The organism is Sphingomonas pollutisoli, assembly GCF_029167165.1.
GTDB lineage: Bacteria > Pseudomonadota > Alphaproteobacteria > Sphingomonadales > Sphingomonadaceae > Sphingomonas > Sphingomonas pollutisoli.
On record NZ_JARFNJ010000005.1, the window covers coordinates 122,198 to 138,633 of the forward strand.

The 16,436-nt window shown below is 66.4% G+C and carries 12 protein-coding genes; 4 read left to right on the forward strand and 8 right to left on the reverse strand.

The window, feature by feature from the left end; all coding sequences use genetic code 11:
* Nucleotides 1-100: 100 nt before the first annotated feature.
* The 5 genes from PX554_RS12385 to PX554_RS12405 all read right to left on the reverse strand — a co-directional run bounded on the left by PX554_RS12385 (nucleotide 101) and on the right by PX554_RS12405 (nucleotide 6,510).
* Complete coding sequence (locus PX554_RS12385; protein WP_275502130.1) at nucleotides 101-1,033, reverse strand: N-acetylglucosamine kinase; 933 nt, start codon at nucleotides 1,031-1,033, stop codon at nucleotides 101-103.
* Complete coding sequence (locus tag PX554_RS12390) at nucleotides 1,030-2,172, reverse strand: SIS domain-containing protein (RefSeq protein ID WP_093222081.1); 1,143 nt, start codon at nucleotides 2,170-2,172, stop codon at nucleotides 1,030-1,032. The genes PX554_RS12385 and PX554_RS12390 overlap by 4 nt, the downstream gene beginning before the upstream one ends.
* Nucleotides 2,165-3,448 carry a D-tagatose-bisphosphate aldolase, class II, non-catalytic subunit gene (locus tag PX554_RS12395; protein WP_275502138.1) on the reverse strand — a complete coding sequence of 428 codons (1,284 nt, stop codon included), beginning with the start codon at nucleotides 3,446-3,448 and terminating at the stop codon, nucleotides 2,165-2,167. Before PX554_RS12395 ends, PX554_RS12390 begins: the two co-directional genes overlap by 8 nt.
* Nucleotides 3,449-3,517: 69 nt before the next feature.
* A complete protein-coding gene (locus tag PX554_RS12400; protein ID WP_275502140.1) occupies nucleotides 3,518-4,432 on the reverse strand; it encodes a DMT family transporter in 915 nt (304 codons plus the stop codon).
* Nucleotides 4,429-6,510: a glycoside hydrolase family 36 protein gene (locus PX554_RS12405; protein ID WP_275502145.1), complete on the reverse strand. Its 2,082-nt coding sequence runs from the start codon at nucleotides 6,508-6,510 to the stop codon at nucleotides 4,429-4,431. The genes PX554_RS12400 and PX554_RS12405 overlap by 4 nt, the downstream gene beginning before the upstream one ends.
* A gap of 134 nt (nucleotides 6,511-6,644) precedes the next feature.
* Between PX554_RS12405 and PX554_RS12410 the strand changes: the two genes are divergently transcribed.
* On the forward strand, nucleotides 6,645-7,748 hold the full coding sequence (locus tag PX554_RS12410) for an amidohydrolase family protein (RefSeq protein ID WP_275502147.1): 1,104 nt from the start codon (nucleotides 6,645-6,647) through the stop codon (nucleotides 7,746-7,748).
* A gap of 62 nt (nucleotides 7,749-7,810) precedes the next feature.
* Here PX554_RS12410 and agaR read toward each other — a convergent pair whose 3' ends face one another.
* Together agaR and PX554_RS12420 are read right to left on the reverse strand one after the other, a co-directional pair.
* A complete protein-coding gene (gene agaR, locus PX554_RS12415; protein ID WP_275502149.1) occupies nucleotides 7,811-8,605 on the reverse strand; it encodes a transcriptional repressor AgaR in 795 nt (264 codons plus the stop codon).
* Between the two features lie 93 nt (nucleotides 8,606-8,698).
* Nucleotides 8,699-10,558: an NPCBM/NEW2 domain-containing protein gene (locus PX554_RS12420; protein ID WP_275502151.1), complete on the reverse strand. Its 1,860-nt coding sequence runs from the start codon at nucleotides 10,556-10,558 to the stop codon at nucleotides 8,699-8,701.
* 309 nt (nucleotides 10,559-10,867) lie between these two features.
* Here PX554_RS12420 and PX554_RS12425 point away from each other — a divergent pair, with 309 nt between their 5' ends.
* Nucleotides 10,868-13,750 (forward strand): TonB-dependent receptor, encoded by a 2,883-nt coding sequence (locus PX554_RS12425; protein WP_275502153.1) that lies wholly within the window; start codon nucleotides 10,868-10,870, stop codon nucleotides 13,748-13,750.
* A gap of 152 nt (nucleotides 13,751-13,902) precedes the next feature.
* Here PX554_RS12425 and PX554_RS12430 read toward each other — a convergent pair whose 3' ends face one another.
* Nucleotides 13,903-14,628 (reverse strand): SDR family oxidoreductase, encoded by a 726-nt coding sequence (locus PX554_RS12430; RefSeq protein ID WP_275502155.1) that lies wholly within the window; start codon nucleotides 14,626-14,628, stop codon nucleotides 13,903-13,905.
* Nucleotides 14,629-14,790: 162 nt separating this feature from the next.
* Between PX554_RS12430 and PX554_RS12435 the strand changes: the two genes are divergently transcribed.
* Together PX554_RS12435 and PX554_RS12440 are read left to right on the forward strand one after the other, a co-directional pair.
* Entirely contained in the window at nucleotides 14,791-15,687 is an 897-nt protein-coding gene (locus PX554_RS12435) for an AraC family transcriptional regulator (RefSeq protein ID WP_275502157.1), read from the forward strand.
* Nucleotides 15,688-15,758: 71 nt separating this feature from the next.
* Complete coding sequence (locus PX554_RS12440) at nucleotides 15,759-16,433, forward strand: prolyl hydroxylase family protein (protein WP_275502159.1); 675 nt, start codon at nucleotides 15,759-15,761, stop codon at nucleotides 16,431-16,433.
* Nucleotides 16,434-16,436: the final 3 nt, after the last annotated feature.

The following is a 16,436-nucleotide window of genomic DNA, read 5'->3' on the forward strand; positions in this document are numbered from 1 at the left end:
GGCCGTAAACGTTTCCGGACGCAAGCCAGTTGTGAGGAGGGATATCGCCGGACATATAATGTTACAGCGGCCGCGACGATGCCGACCGACCCTGTCCCGCTCAGGCCGCGTTGCGCTCCAGCAACGCCGCATACAGCGCCGCGCCGACGCCCGGTTCGTGTCGGGGCGTGACCAATTCATATCGCCCGCGCCGCTCCAGCCCGCGCAGGAACGGCTCGCGCACCTCCGCCAATTTGGTGAGCACCCCGCCCGACCACGACAGCGAAACCGTCTCGTCGGCCAGGAACCCCAATTTGCCCCGCAGCGCGTGCGCGATCTCGACCAGTTCGACCGCGGCGCGCTCGAGGATCGCCGCCGCCTCGATGTCCCCGTCCGCCGCCGCGCGCGATACGATCGGCGCCAGCGCGGCGATCTCATCGCGCGCCAGACCGCGCTCACCCATCACCCGCGCGCAGATATCGAGATCGGCACCGAGGTCGAACGCCTCGACGAACGCGCCCCGCAGCGGGCCTTCGGCCACGCGCCCGTCGCTCATGCGCGTGAAGAGATTGAGCCCCTGGATCGCGATCCAATAGGCCGAACCTTCGTCGCTGAAAATCTCGCCCCAGCCGCCGGCGCGTGCCTTCCGGCCTTGCCGCTCGCCATAAGCGATCGAACCGGTGCCGGCGACGAGATTGATCCCATCCGCACAGGCCAGCGACCCGGCCCAGCCGCACACCATGTCGTTGTCGCACGCATAGCGGTCATGGCCCAGCAGTTGCCCGCATGCGGCGCGAAGCAGCGGATCGACGACCGCATCTTCGCCGAACGCCGGCAAACCGAAGAACACATATCCGAACTGTTCCCGTGAGACGGACAGTTGGGCGCAGATCGCGTCGATGCCCTTGGCCAGCCGCGCGACAGCTTCGTCCAGCCCGACCTGAAGATGATAGGTCGTGCCCGTCAACGCGCGCGCCCTCACCGCGCCGGTCTGATCGATGCAGACAAACTCGGTCTTCGTGCCGCCGCCATCGATGCCGAGGTACAAGGTCATGCGGCCGGCGTGTGGATTCGAACGCCCTGCACGACGCGATTGACCGTACCGTTGGCGTTGGGCTGATCCGGCGTGCGGCCGAGCCGCAGCGAGCAATGCAGGCCGTAGAGCTGGGCGAAGGTGATGTAGGGGAACAGCAGGTCGGCATCGACGAGGTCGGCGGCATGCTCGACCAGCAAGGTCTCGCCGGCGGCCTCACGCGCGGCGATCACGATCACGGCGCCACATCGGCCATCGGCGCGCAATTCCTCGATGATGTCGAGATCGTACAGGCGCGTCAGCGGATCATTCGAGACGAACACGACCACCAGCGTACGCGGCGTGACGATCGTCTTGGGGCCGTGGCGGAAGCCGAGCGACGAATCGAACGCGGTCGGAATCGCACCGTCGGTGAGTTCGAGCAGCTTGAGCGCGGCCTCGCGCGCGAGGCCCTGGAACACGCCGCTGCCGAGATAGACGACGCGTTCGAAATCGGCGCCGGCGAGCGTCTCCGCCGCATGGTCCGAACGGCCGAGCATCGCCTCGACCGCGTTGGCGATCGCCTCGACACGCGCCGGCATCGTGCCCGCCCCGGTGAAGATCGACAGCGCAGAGAGCATCATCGCGCTGAAGCTGGACGTCATCGCGAAGGCGCGATCGTGCGTCTCCTCGGGCAACAACACGACGAAGGTATTGCCGGGCTGCCGGCGCGACAGCGCGCCCTGCGCGTTGCAAGTGATGACGAGGTGATGGACCGAGGCGATGCGCGCATCCGCCAGATCGACGGCGGCGACGCTTTCCGGGCTGTTGCCGGAGCGCCCGAACGACACCATCAGCGTCGGCCGGCCCGCATCGAGATAGAGGTGCGGCGCGCTCACGATATCGGTCGTCGCGACCGCTTCGACCGGGCGGCCCAGCGTCGCCGACAGCCACGGCGCGAGGCATTCGCCGATGAACGCCGACGTCCCCGCGCCGCACAGCATGATCCGCAGGCCGCGCTGGTCGAGCAGCGGGCGCATGAACGCGTCGATCTCGTCCCGGCGCGCGTCGAGGATCGCCTGGGTCGCGCGCAACGTGGCGGGTTGCTGGAGGATTTCGCGTCGCGTCCAGCTCTCATCGCCCGTGGAGGGCTGGGCGACCGCGAGGGTGCTGTCAAGCATTGGGGTTACAGGCTCCGTAATAGGCATCGAGCGTCGCGCCGATGTGCGCGACGATCAGATCGATGGGGTCGAGCGTCGCGGTGCCGGCGCGCACGGCGGCATAGGCGACAGGCAAATACTGGCTGAGCAGCGGCAACGGCGGCACATGCTCCCGCAGATTGTCGAACAGCACGGCCTGCGCGGCCGCGATCTGCGCGTCCGGCCAATAGTAGCGGATGCGATCGCTCAGCGAATATTGGAGCTGGAGATCGAGCGCGTCGCCGCTCTCATGATAATATTTGCGCCAATTGCCGGGTTCGGCCTTCATCCGCGCGATCGCGGTTTCGCGAAGGTTCGCGCTCTGGTCCGCCGGCACCGTCTCGCGCTCGATCGCGTCGAGCGCCCAGAGCGCCTCACGCAACGCGAAGGTGACGCCGGGGCCGACCTTCAGGATCGCGAAGTGATCGCGCACCAACGCGGCGAGCGCGCTCGCGGATTGATAGTCGGTGGAATGCGCCTCGAACACGATATGGTCGACCGGCACGATCGCCTCGCTCAGCGCCGTCGCGGCGGCGGGGTCGTAATCTACCACCTTCATGTGGTCGAATTCGACACCAGGCTGGACGACGGTGGCGATCACCCGCTCCCACGCGGCTTGCAGGCCGCTTTCCGCGAACAGCGCACGGTGCATGTCGAGCGTGGCGAGCGCCGCCTCGGGGGTGGTGACGGCGAGCGTGTCGAGATCCTCCGCCGCGCCGCCGGGCACCGGCACTTCGGTGCCGATCACATAGACCGGCGCGCGCGTAGGCTCTCCGGTGTAGGCGTCCTCCGCCACCCGGCACAGGCGCGCCGCGCGCTCGGCGATGGTGCGCTCGGGGAGCGGCGTGGGGTCGTCCGCGCAGGACATCGAGCAATCGAGATGGATCTTCGAGAAGCCGGCACGCACATAGTCCGCGATCATCACCTCGGCCTTGGCCATCGCCTGATCGGCCGGCAGCGCGGTCCAGGCATTGGGGCCGAGATGGTCGCCGCCCAGCACGAGCCGGTCGCGCGGATAGCCGAGCCGATCGGCGATGCCTTCCACGAAGGCGCGGAAATCGGCAGGCACCATGCCGGTGTAGCCACCGTCCTGATTGACCTGGTTGGACGTCGCCTCGATCAGCACGAACGCGGCGTCCCGGCCAAGCGCGTGCGCGAACGTCGCCTCGATCACCAGCGGATGCGCCGAGCAGATCGAGGTGATGCCCACCGTCTTTCCGCTCTTATGTTCGGCAACGAGATTTCGAATCATCTCCATCGGCTACTCCTTTGGCGGCTTCTTAGTGGCCTTGGATGCATAAGACAACAAATAGATGCTAAACGAAACTTACACTTCCGCGAGCACGGCGCTTTCGTCTTTGGTGTCGGGCTCCACCGCGAGCAGCAGCGAGGCGGCGACGGCGAGGATGATGCCGACCAGCTTGATCGGGCCGGGCATGACGCCGAGTGCGACGAGCGAGATGATCGCGGTGGCGAGCGGCGCGCCCGCGTTGGTCAGCGGGGCAACGATGATCGCTTTGCCGTAGCGGAACGCGAATACGAGCGTGAGCGCGCCAATCGCGTTCAGCACCTGGATCACCGCCGCGAGGCCGGGGCCGTCGAGCCCATAGTTGATCGGCCGGCTGAAATCGGTGAGCGACAGCGCGACCGGTACCAGCGCCAGACCCGTCACCGTCATGTAGAAGAAGATGCTCTCGCCAGACATCACGCCGTTGGCGGACTTCATGAAATAGGCCTGCAAGCCCCAGCACACCATAACGATCAGCGCGAGGATCAGCCAGCCGCCGCCCTGCGCATCCCCGCCGGGCGCGAAATCGAAGGTCGGCAGCGCGAGCAGCGCGAGCAGGATGCCGATTGCCCCGAGCCGCCCGGTACGCTCGCCCATGAACAGGAACGACAGCGCGATCGTGACGACCGGCGACAGCGAGATGACGGGGAAGATCAGATAGGCCGGCCCGCGCGTCACCGCGTAGAACAGCACCATCTGCCCGCCCGCACCAAGCGCGCCGACCGCGACGCCATAGGCGATCGCGCGCGGGTTCACATCGAGCTTCCACTTGGCGAGCGCGAGCACGATCAAGGCGGGCGGGATCATCGTCAGCGCCCAGACGCAATAGACCAACGTCTCGGGAAAACCGTGCTGCGGGGACAGGCCCGAGAACGCGCCCCATATACCCCACAGCACCACCGTGGCCATCGCGTTGAGCAGCCAGGCGCGGCCGCCCGGAGAGGTTGCGGTCATGCGTTGGTCTTTCCGTCGAGAGGCGTGGTTTCGAGCACCAGGAAATGCTCGAACGTGGCGGGCAAGCGCGCTTGCGGCCCGGAAACGGTGCCGAGCGGCTTGCCCGTGAAGCTGTCGGTCACCCGGTGCCGCCCCGGCGGCAGGCCGCGCAAGACGACCGCGCCCGACCAGAGATCCGCGTAGAACGCATAATGCATCCGCCCGTCCTTGCGGATCGCATGACTTTCCGGCTTGTCGAAGCCGATATCATACAACCCGCCGAGATACTCGCCCTTGGGCAGCATGTTGGCGTGGTACAGCGCGATCCACTTGCGCCACAGCGCCTCCTTCTGGGGGTGCAGCGCGATACCGCCCGGCGGCAGCGGATCGGTGGTACCGACCGGATCGTTCGGCCAGGTGAACTTAGTCGAGAGGATCGCGCCGATGCCGTAATGCGTCGCGAAATCGTCGTGGCGGTCGCTGAGTTCGACATGATCGCCCGCGAACGGCGCGGACGGCCCCATCATCGCCTTGAACGTCTTGCCCTTCAGGCGGATCTGCCAAGACGAGGTCGGGTCCGATGCCGGCGTGTGGTTCATGCCGGGAATGTTGTGGAACGCGAAGGAATCGCCGCACGGGCAGATTTCCATCACCGCGTTCGGATTGATCGAGATCGCCTCGTCATAAAGCGCCTTCCAGAAATCCTGGAGCTTCTCGTACGATTCCTCGGGCCGCGCGTGCTTGTGCGCCGGGTTGTAGCAGGGCGCGACGGCGTTGAGATGCTGGCCGTCGAGCTTCAGCCCTTCGAATCCCCAGCCGAGGATGCGCCGGATCTGGCCGCGAAAGTAATCGACCACCGGCGGATAGGCCGGGCACAGCGTGAACGCATCCCAGAAGCTGACGTTCTGCGCCGCGCCGTTCGCGTCGAGCAGCAGCATGTCCGGGTGATCGCGCAGCAGATCGGTGCCGGGATCGGCGGCGAGCGGCGCGAGCCACAGCCGCGGGCGCATGCCGCCCGCCTTGATCTGCGCGGCGAAGGCTTTCATGTCCGCGTCGCCGCGCGGGAACTTGGCGGGGTTGAGCTTCCAGTCGCCCTCCGAGGTCTGCCAGCCATCGTCGAGCACCGCCCATTCGAGGCCGATCTCCTTGGCCTTGCCCATGGCGGTGAGCACTTCGGGAATTTTGAAATCGCGGCCATAGCCCCAGGCGCACCACACTGGCGCATAGCTCGGCTCGGGGATGGCGGGCGCGGCGAAGCCTCGCTCGGCCATCAGACGGCGATAGGCGTCGAGCGGGCGGAAATGGTCCCCTTCATGCACCATCAGGAACACCGGCGGCAGCGCGAGCGTGCCCCCCGGCGGCACCACCGCCCCCTGATCGCCCACGATGGCGATGCGCGTGCCGCCCGGCTGGCCCGCGACCGGCAGCGAGACCAGACGTGGCACGGTGTCGACATGGCCGACCGCGATCCCGGCGTCGCGCCGCCACACCACCGCGACCGGCGTGCCGCCGCCGTAATCGGTCGCGTTCATCCCCATGAAGTTGCGCTGGCCGGTGCCGGGGCGGATCGGCTGCACCCAGTCGCGGCGATCGGGGTAGGAAGCGCCGGAGAAACTCCACGCGCCGTCTGGATGCGACAGGAGATCGTGCGTCGCCGCCTGCCATCCCGCCACCGCGAGCGGCGCGGCACCGGTGTTGCGATAGCGGATGTCGAGCAACGCCAGTCCGGGGTAAGCCGCGAGGAAGGTCACCGTGATGCGCTTCTCGATCCCTTCGGCCGTGCCACGCAGGTGGTGGACGCGGCCGCCAGCGATCTGGTCCTGCGTGTGTTCGACGAGGAGGAACCGGTCGACGACACGCTGGTCGCCGAGACGAATCGCCTCCCCCGGCTCCATCGCGGTCAGCGGCTTGCCGCGCATGGAAACGCGCGAGTGCATCCCCGTATCGAACGCGATGGTCAGCACGCCGTCGCTCAGCGGCAGGATCGGCGCCTCTTTCAGTGCCACTCGGGCGAAGGCCGCCGGGGACGTTGCGATGAGCGCGGCGGCGCCCGAAAGCCGCGACAGCGCGCCACGACGGGACAGATGCGATTGCGACACGGACAAGCCTCTCGTGAACAGCCGCTCGGAACCGGAAGCGCGGCTTTGGCCAAGGATGTGCCCGAAGGTTATCGCTTGCGCAAACCAAAACGCAACATAGGATGCATTTCGTTACGTTTCGTTTGGAGAGTATGATGCGCCTGTCGACGACACTGCTTCCCCTCGCCGCGCTGGCGCTCGTCGGTGCCGGCCCGGCCCCCAGCACCTATGGCGAAGCGGATTTCACCCGCGTCGCCAAGCTCGACGCGCATGTTCACGCCAATCGCGACGCGCCGGATTTCCTCTCCGTAGCCCGCAAAGACGGATTCGAGCTGCTGTCGATCAACGTCGATTATCCGGATTTCCCGCCACTCGCCGTCCAGGCACGTATCGCGTACAAGATGCACGCGGCCGATCCCAAGCGCTTCCACTTCGCCACCACCTTTTCGATGGACGGGTTCGGCGGCAAGAACTGGACCGCGCAAGCGACGCGCGCGGTCGATGACGGCTTCGCGCACGGCGCGGTCGCGGTGAAGGTGTGGAAGAACATAGGCATGATCGCCAAGGACACCGCCGGCAAGCGCGTCTTCCTGGACGATCCGCGGTTCGATCCGGTCATGGCGCACATCCAGGCGCGCGGACACCCGCTGATCGCGCATCAGGGCGAGCCGAAGAACTGTTGGTTGCCGCTCGACCAGATGACGACCGACAACGACCGCACCTATTTCAGCGAACATCCCGAATATTACATGTATCGCCACCCGGAGGAGCCGAGCTACGAGCAGCTCATGGCGGTGCGCGACCGCTTTGTTGCGCGCCACCCCAAACTCGCCTTCGACGGTGCGCATATGGCGAGCCTGGAGTGGAGCGTCGACGAACTCGCCAAGTTCCTCGACACCTACCCGAATGCGATGGTCGATCTCGCAGCGCGGATGAGCCAGGTGCAGGTCCAGTCCAATGCGAACCGCGCCAAGGTACGCGATTTCTTCATCAAGTATCAGGACCGGCTGATGTACGGCACCGACCTGACCGACAGCCCGCTCGATCCCAATGCACGCGCGCAAAACCCGCCGACGACGGGCAATTTCACCAAGGAAGCCGATGATATGTGGCGCTCGGACTGGCGTTATCTCGCCACGCCGCTGTCGCAGCCGATCGCCGCGATCAAGGCGGACGCACCGGGGCTGGCGCTGCCGCGCGCGGTGATCGACAAGATCTATTACGCCAACGCGCGGCGCTTCTTTCACTTGAAGGGGTGACGCCCTGCCCGGCCTCGGCCCCGACACGGGCCGGAGCCGCTCCTCGTTACGGACGCCCCCGCTCACGCCTCGTGGATGCGGAAGCCCAGGCGTTGCGAGGCCGCGTGGATATCGGCGGGCACGCGGTTGTCGGCGATGAGGTGCTGGATATCCTCGACCTTGACGATGCGGTGCAAGCAGACGCGGCCGAACTTAGACACGTCCGTCACCGCGATTACCTCGCGCGCCGCCTCGACCATTTTGCGGTTGAGCAGCGCTTCCGGTTCATAATGGGTGGTGATGCCGCATTCGATGTCGAAGCCGTCGACGCCCAGAAACAGCTTGTCGACGCGGAGATTCTCCAGCGCTGCCACCGTCTGCGCACCATAAAACGCGCGGTTCTTGCGGCGCAGCATACCGCCGAGCATGACGATGTTGAGCCGTTCCTTGGCAGCCAGCACCGACAGGATATCGAGATCATTGGTGAGGACGGTGATATCCTCGTCATCGGGCAGGAAGTGCGCGATCTGTAGCGTGGTGGTGCCCGAATCGAGCACGATCGACTCGCCGGGGCGGACCATCGAGGCGGCGAGCTTCCCGATCCGCACCTTCTCGTCGGCATGGCTCGAACGCTTCACCTCGACCGCCGGCTCGGCCGTGACGTTGACCGCGTCGGCACTGATCGCCCCGCCATACGATCGCTCCATCACGCCACGCGTCTCGAGATAGCGCAGATCCTTGCGGATCGTCTGCATCGACACGCCAAACCGCTTCGCGAGCGGCGCGACCTGCACGCTGCCGCGCTCACGGACCATGGCGCTGATGCGCAGCCGTCGCTCACTGGTGTCGCGGACCATGCCGCCGTCTTCCTTGCTCACGTGCCTGTTTCCACCACAGCCCGGCCCGGTGCCGGTCGTCCCATTATGTCGTCCGCGCCTTCGTGCGGAAAGCGAGCATTGTCCATGCAAATGCTATCGGCGACGCAAGCCCGCATCGCCCCAGCCGATCATCGGCGGGCGACCGGCGCGCGCACCGTCGTCGAGCGCGACGAGTTCGACGATCTCGGCCCCGGCGACGTCCGCCTCGATAGGTCGGGGCGCTGCCACCGGCGCGACCGCGACCTCCTTGACCAGCTTGCGATCGGCATAGACGCGAAAGCGCACGGTCCGCTCGCCGCCGAGGACCAGCGGCGTCGCGACGAAGCGGCGATATTCGCGGCCGGCACGCACTTCGATCCGGGAGTTGGCGAACAGGCCGATGCCATGCGCGAACGTCCGCCCCGCCGCGGTGAGCGGCGTGCCGTCGGGCGCGGCGGCGATGCGCGCGGGGAACTTGCCCATCGGCAGCGCCGTTTCGGCGGTCAGCCCGTCGGCGGCGATATTCACCCGTGCGGGCATCTCATCGAGCAACGTCGAGGACGGGTCCGCGGCGACGCCCTGGACGCGCAGCAGCAGCGCACCATGCGCGGGCAAGGTCGCGGTGATGGCGTCACGCGCGGGCGCGCGATCGGCGCGCGCCCAGATGTCGCGGACGCGCGCGCGGCTACCGGGCGCGAAGCCGAGCTGCGCCCATGTGACGCGGGCCGTGACCGGCTTGTCACCGCGATTGAGCAGCGCGACCGCGCGTTGACCGGTGCCCGCGAGCGTGCGGACCACCGCCATCGCGTCGCCGTCGCGATAGGGCACCCCCTGGTTGCCGGCGGCGTCCTGATCGATCGCGATCATCTCGGTATTGCCGACCAGATCCAGCAAGGACGGCGGCGCGCCCCGCAGATCGAAGCCGAGCAGCAGCGGCGCTGCGGTGATCGCCCACATCGTCAGGTGCGATCGTGCCTCGGTGGGATGATCCGCATCGAAATCGCCATGGCCGACCGCGAGCATGTCCGGGTCGTTCCAATGCCCCGGCCCGGCATAGAGGCCGCCATCGACCACGCTGTCGAAATTGCCGAGCATGCTCTTCCAGGTGAATTCGACGTCGGGGCTCGTGCGCCACAGATTGCCATGGACATGCCCCCAGATCGGCGAGAGCGCTTCGCCCCATGCGCAGATCGACAGGGTGGCGGCGTCGCCTCCGAACCGGCGCGCCGCTTCGCCCAGTGCGGCATAGAGTTTCTCGACCGCACGGGGATCGGACTTGGGGATATCGCCGCGCACGATCAGCGGCGCGAACGCCTGATATTGGCCGGATGTCACCGGCGGATCGGCCGGCGTGTAATCGGCCACGCCGCACGCGTCGATCTTGACGTAATCGAACTTCCACTCGGCGAACATGATGCGCATGTCCTGCTCGGCATGGCCAAAACTACCGACCTCGCGTTCGGCGACGGTGCCTTCGGGCAAGTTGCGGCTGTCGGCGTCCCAGCGCTGCGCACAGGTGTTGCGGCCGATATCGGTGTAGAGGCCCGCTTTAAGGCCGAGCCCGTGCAGGAAGGCGGTGAACGGCAGGAACGAACCCGCGTCGCTGCCCGCCACCTTGCTGGATGGAAACATGCTGTCGCGGATGCGCAGACGCCCGTCGGGGAGGCGCTTCAACGCCCAGCCATCGTCGATATTCACATAGCGATAGCCCTTGGCCGCGAGCCCCGTATCGACCAGCGCCTGCGCGGAGGCGCGGACCTTGGCCTCGTCCACATCGGTGCGGAAGGCGTTCCACGGGTTCCATCCCATCGGCGGGGTCTGCGCCGCCGCGCTCGGATACGCGGAGAATTGGCCGGAGGGTTCGAGCGGCGCCACCTGTGCGGCGGCCTGCTGCGCCGCGACCGACGCGATCAACGCCGACGTGGCGGCGAAGACGGTGCGCAAGCGCCGTATGGTCGACAATCTCTGCGTCATTTTAGCGGAATTCCTGTCAGCTACGAGGCGCTACCGATCCGCCGCACGCCGGCCATTCGCGAATCGGGGGAGGCGCACGCTATCAGCGAAACGGGGCGAACGCTACAAAACGAAGCCTTATGCCGTGTAAGGCGCCTCCCCTGACGTCCCCGTGCTCGCAGCGCGGCGTCGTCACCTTTCAGCAACATCCCGCAAGTTTCGTTTTAAAGCGTCTGACAACTTTGTTTCGTGCGAGGTAGCAAAGCGCAACAAAGCGATCGCCGCACGCCGCGTCGCTTACGATGATATCGCGAAATGGGAGGACGGAACATGGTCAACGCTAAATCGTGGCGGAACGTCGTTTGCACGGGCATCAGCGCGACCGCGCTGATCGCGGGATCACAGGCAGTCGCGCAGACCGAGCAACAAGGCCCGGTCGCCGGCGCGCCGACCGACCAGACCAACCTCGGCTCGACCATCCAGTCCGGCCCCGGCGCCAGCGGGGATGCGACCGCGACGACGGGTGACACCGGCACCGATATCGTCGTGCGCGGCGTGCGCGGCAGCCTGCTGCGCTCGATCGACACGAAGCGTGACGCCGCCACGATCGTCGATGCGATCTCGGCGGAAGAACTCGGCAAATTTCCGAACCGCAACGTGGCGGAAGCCTTGTCCAACATTCCGGGCGTCACCGTCGGCCGCGACGGTCGTGGCGAAGGCCGCAGCGTCACGGTGCGCGGGCTCGGCGAGAATTTCGCGCTGACCACGCTCAACGGCCGCGTGCTGCCGACCGATGGCCCCGACCGGTCGTTCGCGTTCGACGTGCTGCCCTCCGAAGTGATCTCGGGCGCCGAGATCCAGAAGGCGGCGCAGGCGTCACAGCTCGAAGGCAGCATCGGCGGCAATATCGATCTGCGCACTGCGCGCCCGTTCGATCACCGCGGCTTCCATGCCGCCGGCTCGCTCGAAGGCCAGTACAACCAGTTCGCGGAGAAGGGCGGCATCAAGGCGTCGGGCGTGGTCAGCACCACCTTCGCCAACGACACGATGGGCTTCCTGATCTCGGGCACGTACAACAAGTACAAGTTCCGCACCGACAATCTGGGCGAATATTCGAGCAACGACATCTACGACATCGTCACCGGCCCGAACGGCCAGCGCAGCGTCGTCAACGCGCCCGACGGCGGCGGCGTGATCGAACCGTATTTCTACAGCGTCGGCTATGTGAAGGGCGAGCGCCAGCGCTGGGGCGGGTCCACCGCCTACCAGTGGAAGCCTTCGGACAGCTTCGAACTGCGCATCGACGGCATCTACAGCAATTACACCGATACCGAGCACAACCACCGCGTCTCGGTCGGGCTGACCCCGTTCGATAACGACGGCAACGTTCGCTACGATCTCAACAACGTGCAGATCGACAAGAACAAGGTTCTCACCAACTACACGGTCAACGACGCGACGATCGACGTTCTGTCGACCGACGAGCCGCGCAACTCGGTGACCTATCAGGTCGGCGGCCACATCGACTGGAAGGCGACCGACCGGCTGAAGGTCGCCGCCGACGTGTCGTACGGCAAGGCGTCCGACAACACCGGCGGCCAGAACCGCTTCGTGGTCGCGGGCATTCCCGGCTCGCGCGCGCAGGTGGCGACGCGTGATGGCGGCTTGCCCGATCTCATCCTGACCATCCCCAACGCCGACGGCAGCGTCACCAACCGTACGCTCGATCAGGCGGGCAACCAGGATCTGCGCGTTCACTATATCGGCATCCAGGGCCAGAACATCTCCGACCGCAGCACCAGCGCCAAGCTCGATCTGGTGTATGAGGCGGATAACGGCCTGCTGCGCTCGATCGCGTTCGGCGGCGCCTATACCGACCGCAAGAAGACGGTCGATGTGATCGACAACCAATACACGACCGCCAACAATTTCGGCGGTTATCCCTTCCCGTTCTCGGCGATCGGCGCGAACGTGGTGCAGGCGCCCGAGTTCACCCACATCCTGCCCAACGTTTCCGGCAATTTCCCGCGTGCGATTCCGGCGTTCGACATCAACACCTATCTCTCGTCGCTGTCCAAGGCGGAGAACAATCCAAACGTCATCAACCCCAATACCGGCCAGCCCTACCCGACCGGCTATGCCACGCAGCAGATCGTGCCGGACCAGCTCGCATCCTACGCGATCACCGAGAAGACCTGGAACGCCTATGCCCAGCTCAACGTCGGCGGCGACAATTGGAAGGGCGATTTCGGCCTTCGCTACGTCAACACCACCGTCAATTCACTTGGCTACGGCGCGAGCGTGCGCAGCTATGTCGTGGTCGGCGTCGGCACCGCCAACGTGGTGTTCAACCCGATCGCGCCGATCTCCGGCGGCGGCAGTTATCAGCGGCTGCTGCCTTCGGCGAACTTCTCCTACGACATCGCCCGGGGGTTCCGCGTGCGCCTCGCCGCGTCGCAGGCGATCTCGCGGCCGACGTTCGGAGAATTGTCCTCGGCCAAGGATTATTCGGCGGCACAGTCCAACACCCCGGTGGTCACCGATGCCGGCAACCCGAACCTGAAGCCCGTCTCCGCCGATCAGGCGGACATCTCGCTCGAATATTATCCGAACCGCCGCATCGCGCTGACGCTCGCGGGCTTCTACAAGCACCTGACCAACTTCGTGACGACCAAGGCCGTCGCGTTCAACCTTGTGCCGACCAACCAGGTGCCGGGCGCGCCGGCGAGCTTCCCGTTCACCGAACTGACCTATGTCAACGGCGACAGCGCGACCGTGTACGGCATCGAGGCGGGCGGCCAGTATTTCCTCGACAACGGGCTCGGCTTCCAGGCCAACGCCACCTACAACCGCTCGCGCGCCAAGCGTGAGGGGCTGCCGACCACCGATTTGCAGGATGCGGTGCCGTTCTCGGCCAACGCCAAGATCTTCTACGAGAAGCATGGCATCAACGCGTCGGTGTCGTACCAGTATCAGTCGAGCTTCACCTCGTCGCAGTATAGCTACATCAACACGCTCGCGATCAAGCAGCGCCCCTATCACGAGCTGGCGGGCAGCATCTCCTACGACATCCTGCCGCAACTGACGGTGTATGTGCAGGGTTCGAACCTGCTCGACTCCGCCACGCAGCGCTACTCGACATACAGCAACGTGCCGGCCTTCTACGAATATACCGGCCGCGCGTTCTTCTTCGGCGTGCGCGCACGCCTCTGATCCGCTCCGCCGATCCTGCGTTCGCCCGAGCGGGCAAGCCCGTCTCAGGCGAACACAGGCCGGCAGGATCGAACAGCCGGTTCTCGCGGAACCCGGATTAGGCCGCACGCGGCGCGGGCGAGCCTACCGCCCGCGCCGCGGCCTGCGAGCGATCACATGTTGGCGGCGGTGGGCCGGACGATCACTTCGTTGATGTCCACGCCTTCGGGCTGCTCGAGCGCATAGCGGATCGCACGTGCGATCGCGTCGGGCGTCAGCGACTTCTGGCGCCAGTCCTGAAGAGCGGAAGCGATCGCCGGATCGGTGATGTCGTTGCCGAGTTCGGTCGCGACGACACCCGGCGAGATGACGGTGCTGCGGATCTCGTCATGCTCCTGCCGCAGCCCCTCGCTGATCGCCCAGACCGCATATTTGGTCGCGCAATAGACCGCGGCACTCGGCAGCACGAGATGCGCCGCGATCGACGCGACGTTCACGACATGGCCGGACCGTTGCGCGACGAACCGGGGCAGCACCGCCGCGATGCCGTTCAGCACGCCGCGGATATTGACGTCGATCATCCGCGTCCATTCGTCCTGCTTGAGCGCGGCGAGCGGCGAGAGCGGCATCACGCCGGCATTGTTGATGAGCACGTCGACCCGTCCGAACCGTGCCTCCGCCGCCTCGGCGAACGCGGCGAAATTCTCCGCGCTGGTCACGTCCAGCTTCTGCCAGGCGACGGTGGCGCCGAGTTCGGCGGCCAGCGCTTCCAGCCGATCGCTCCGCCGTGCGCCGATGAACAGGCGCGCGCCGCTGGCGGCCAGTTCGCGCACGGTGGCCTCGCCGATGCCGCTGGAGGCGCCGCTGATGAGGATCGTCTTGTCGATGGTGGTGGTCATGATCGTCCCTTCCTGTCGCCCCTTTCTCTCGCCGGGGCGGCTTGCCTCAAATGGCGGCGAACGGTGGCGGGCGTGAGCGCGATCGTCCGAACTCCTTGCCCGATTCTCCGGATATGGCCCCCGGCGCTTGCATGGCGCGGCGGAACGCGCGCAGAAGGCGGCATGGACCGCATCGCCGATCTCGCCGCCTCGATCGCGCTTCAAATCCCCCGCACGGGTATGACGGTCACGGCGGTTCCGCGCCTTTCGCTGTTCCGCGCCGATCGGCCGACCGTGCCGCTACCGGCGGTGTATGACGCATGCCTTTGCCTGATCGCGCAAGGATCCAAGCATGTGTCGCTGGGCGAGCGGAACCTGGTCTACGATCCCGCGCATTATCTGCTGGTGTCGGTGGACCTACCGCTGGTCGGCCATGTCACGCAGGCGAGCCCCGCCGCGCCCTATCTTTGCTGCAAGATCGATATCGACCATGCCGCGCTGGCGGACTTGATCCTCGCCGAAGGCGGTCGCGCGCCGAAAGCCGACCTGCCCGCGCTCGCCGTGTACCGGAGCGATGACGACCTGATCGACGCCGCGTGCCGGCTGGTGCGGTTGCTCGATCGGCCGGAGAGCATTCCCGCGCTCGCCCCGCTGATCGAACGTGAAATCCTCTATCGTTTGCTTACCGGCCCGCATGGTCCGGCGCTGCGCTACATGACCGTCGCGGACAGCCGGCTCAACCAGGTCGGACGGGCGATCGCCACTATCCGGCGCGGCTTCGATCAGCACCTGCGAATCGACGACATCGCCGCCGCCGCGAATATGAGCCCATCGTCGCTGCACGAGCATTTCAAGGCGGTCACGCGGATGACGCCACTGGAGTATCAGAAGCAATTGCGCTTGCAGGAGGCGCGCCGCCTGATGCTGTCGGAGGGCGCGAGCGCGGGCTCGGCCGGCTTCGCGGTCGGCTATGAAAGCCCATCCCAGTTCAGCCGCGAATATGCCCGGCTGTTCGGCGCCCCGCCCAAACGCGATATCGAACGCATGCAGGCGAGCGGCGATCTGCTCACGCCGGTTTGATCCGGAGTGCGCCCGGTGCCCGGAACACCGCGGCCCTTGTCTTTCGGCAGCGGCTGGGCTGAAACGGCGCGATGTTCTTCCGCAAGAAACCCGCCAGAAGCTCGCCGGTGCGCCAATATTACGGCGAGTCGGTCTCGGCGCGGCTCGCCGCCAATCCCGCGACGACGCGCGCCAAGAGCGATGCGATCCAGCTCTTCTACTACCCGGACTTTCTGAACGCGGCGGTCTGCGCGCGGCTGCGCGCGATGATCGACGCCAACCGCCGCCCGTCGACCGTGCTGAGCACCGCCGATCCCGATTACCGCACCAGCGACAGTTGCGACATGGATCGCTGGTCGCCCGAGGTCCGGCCGACCGACGAGGCGATCGCCGAACTGCTCGGGCTCGATCCAGTTCACGGCGAGACGATGCAGGGCCAGCGCTACGCGCCCGGCCAGCAATTCCGCGCGCATTGCGACTGGTTCAGCGAGGATCAGCCCTATTGGCCGGCGATGCAGCAATGCGGCGGGCAGCGCACCTGGACGACGATGATCTATCTGAACGATGTCGAGGAAGGCGGCGCGACCTGGTTCCCGCTCGCCGGTGTGCGCGTCACCCCGAAGCGGGGCCTGCTGCTCGCGTGGAACAACATGAGCCCCGATGGCAGCCCCAACGACAAGACGCTCCACGAAGGCGTCGCGGTGATGAAGGGGACGAAGTACATCGTCACCAAATGGTTTCGCGAGGGGAATTGGATTCAGGGGTAAGCG

Coding starts and splice junctions, on each gene's coding strand:
- PX554_RS12400 (WP_275502140.1), bottom strand. CDS start 4,432: ATGACCGCAACCTCTCCGGGCGGCCGCGCCTGGCTGCTCAACGCGATG.
- PX554_RS12435 (WP_275502157.1), top strand. CDS start 14,791: ATGGACCGCATCGCCGATCTCGCCGCCTCGATCGCGCTTCAAATCCCC.
- PX554_RS12410 (WP_275502147.1), top strand. CDS start 6,645: ATGCGCCTGTCGACGACACTGCTTCCCCTCGCCGCGCTGGCGCTCGTC.
- PX554_RS12420 (WP_275502151.1), bottom strand. CDS start 10,558: ATGACGCAGAGATTGTCGACCATACGGCGCTTGCGCACCGTCTTCGCC.
- PX554_RS12440 (WP_275502159.1), top strand. CDS start 15,759: ATGTTCTTCCGCAAGAAACCCGCCAGAAGCTCGCCGGTGCGCCAATAT.
- PX554_RS12425 (WP_275502153.1), top strand. CDS start 10,868: ATGGTCAACGCTAAATCGTGGCGGAACGTCGTTTGCACGGGCATCAGC.
- PX554_RS12395 (WP_275502138.1), bottom strand. CDS start 3,448: ATGGAGATGATTCGAAATCTCGTTGCCGAACATAAGAGCGGAAAGACG.
- PX554_RS12385 (WP_275502130.1), bottom strand. CDS start 1,033: ATGACCTTGTACCTCGGCATCGATGGCGGCGGCACGAAGACCGAGTTT.
- PX554_RS12390 (WP_093222081.1), bottom strand. CDS start 2,172: ATGCTTGACAGCACCCTCGCGGTCGCCCAGCCCTCCACGGGCGATGAG.
- PX554_RS12430 (WP_275502155.1), bottom strand. CDS start 14,628: ATGACCACCACCATCGACAAGACGATCCTCATCAGCGGCGCCTCCAGC.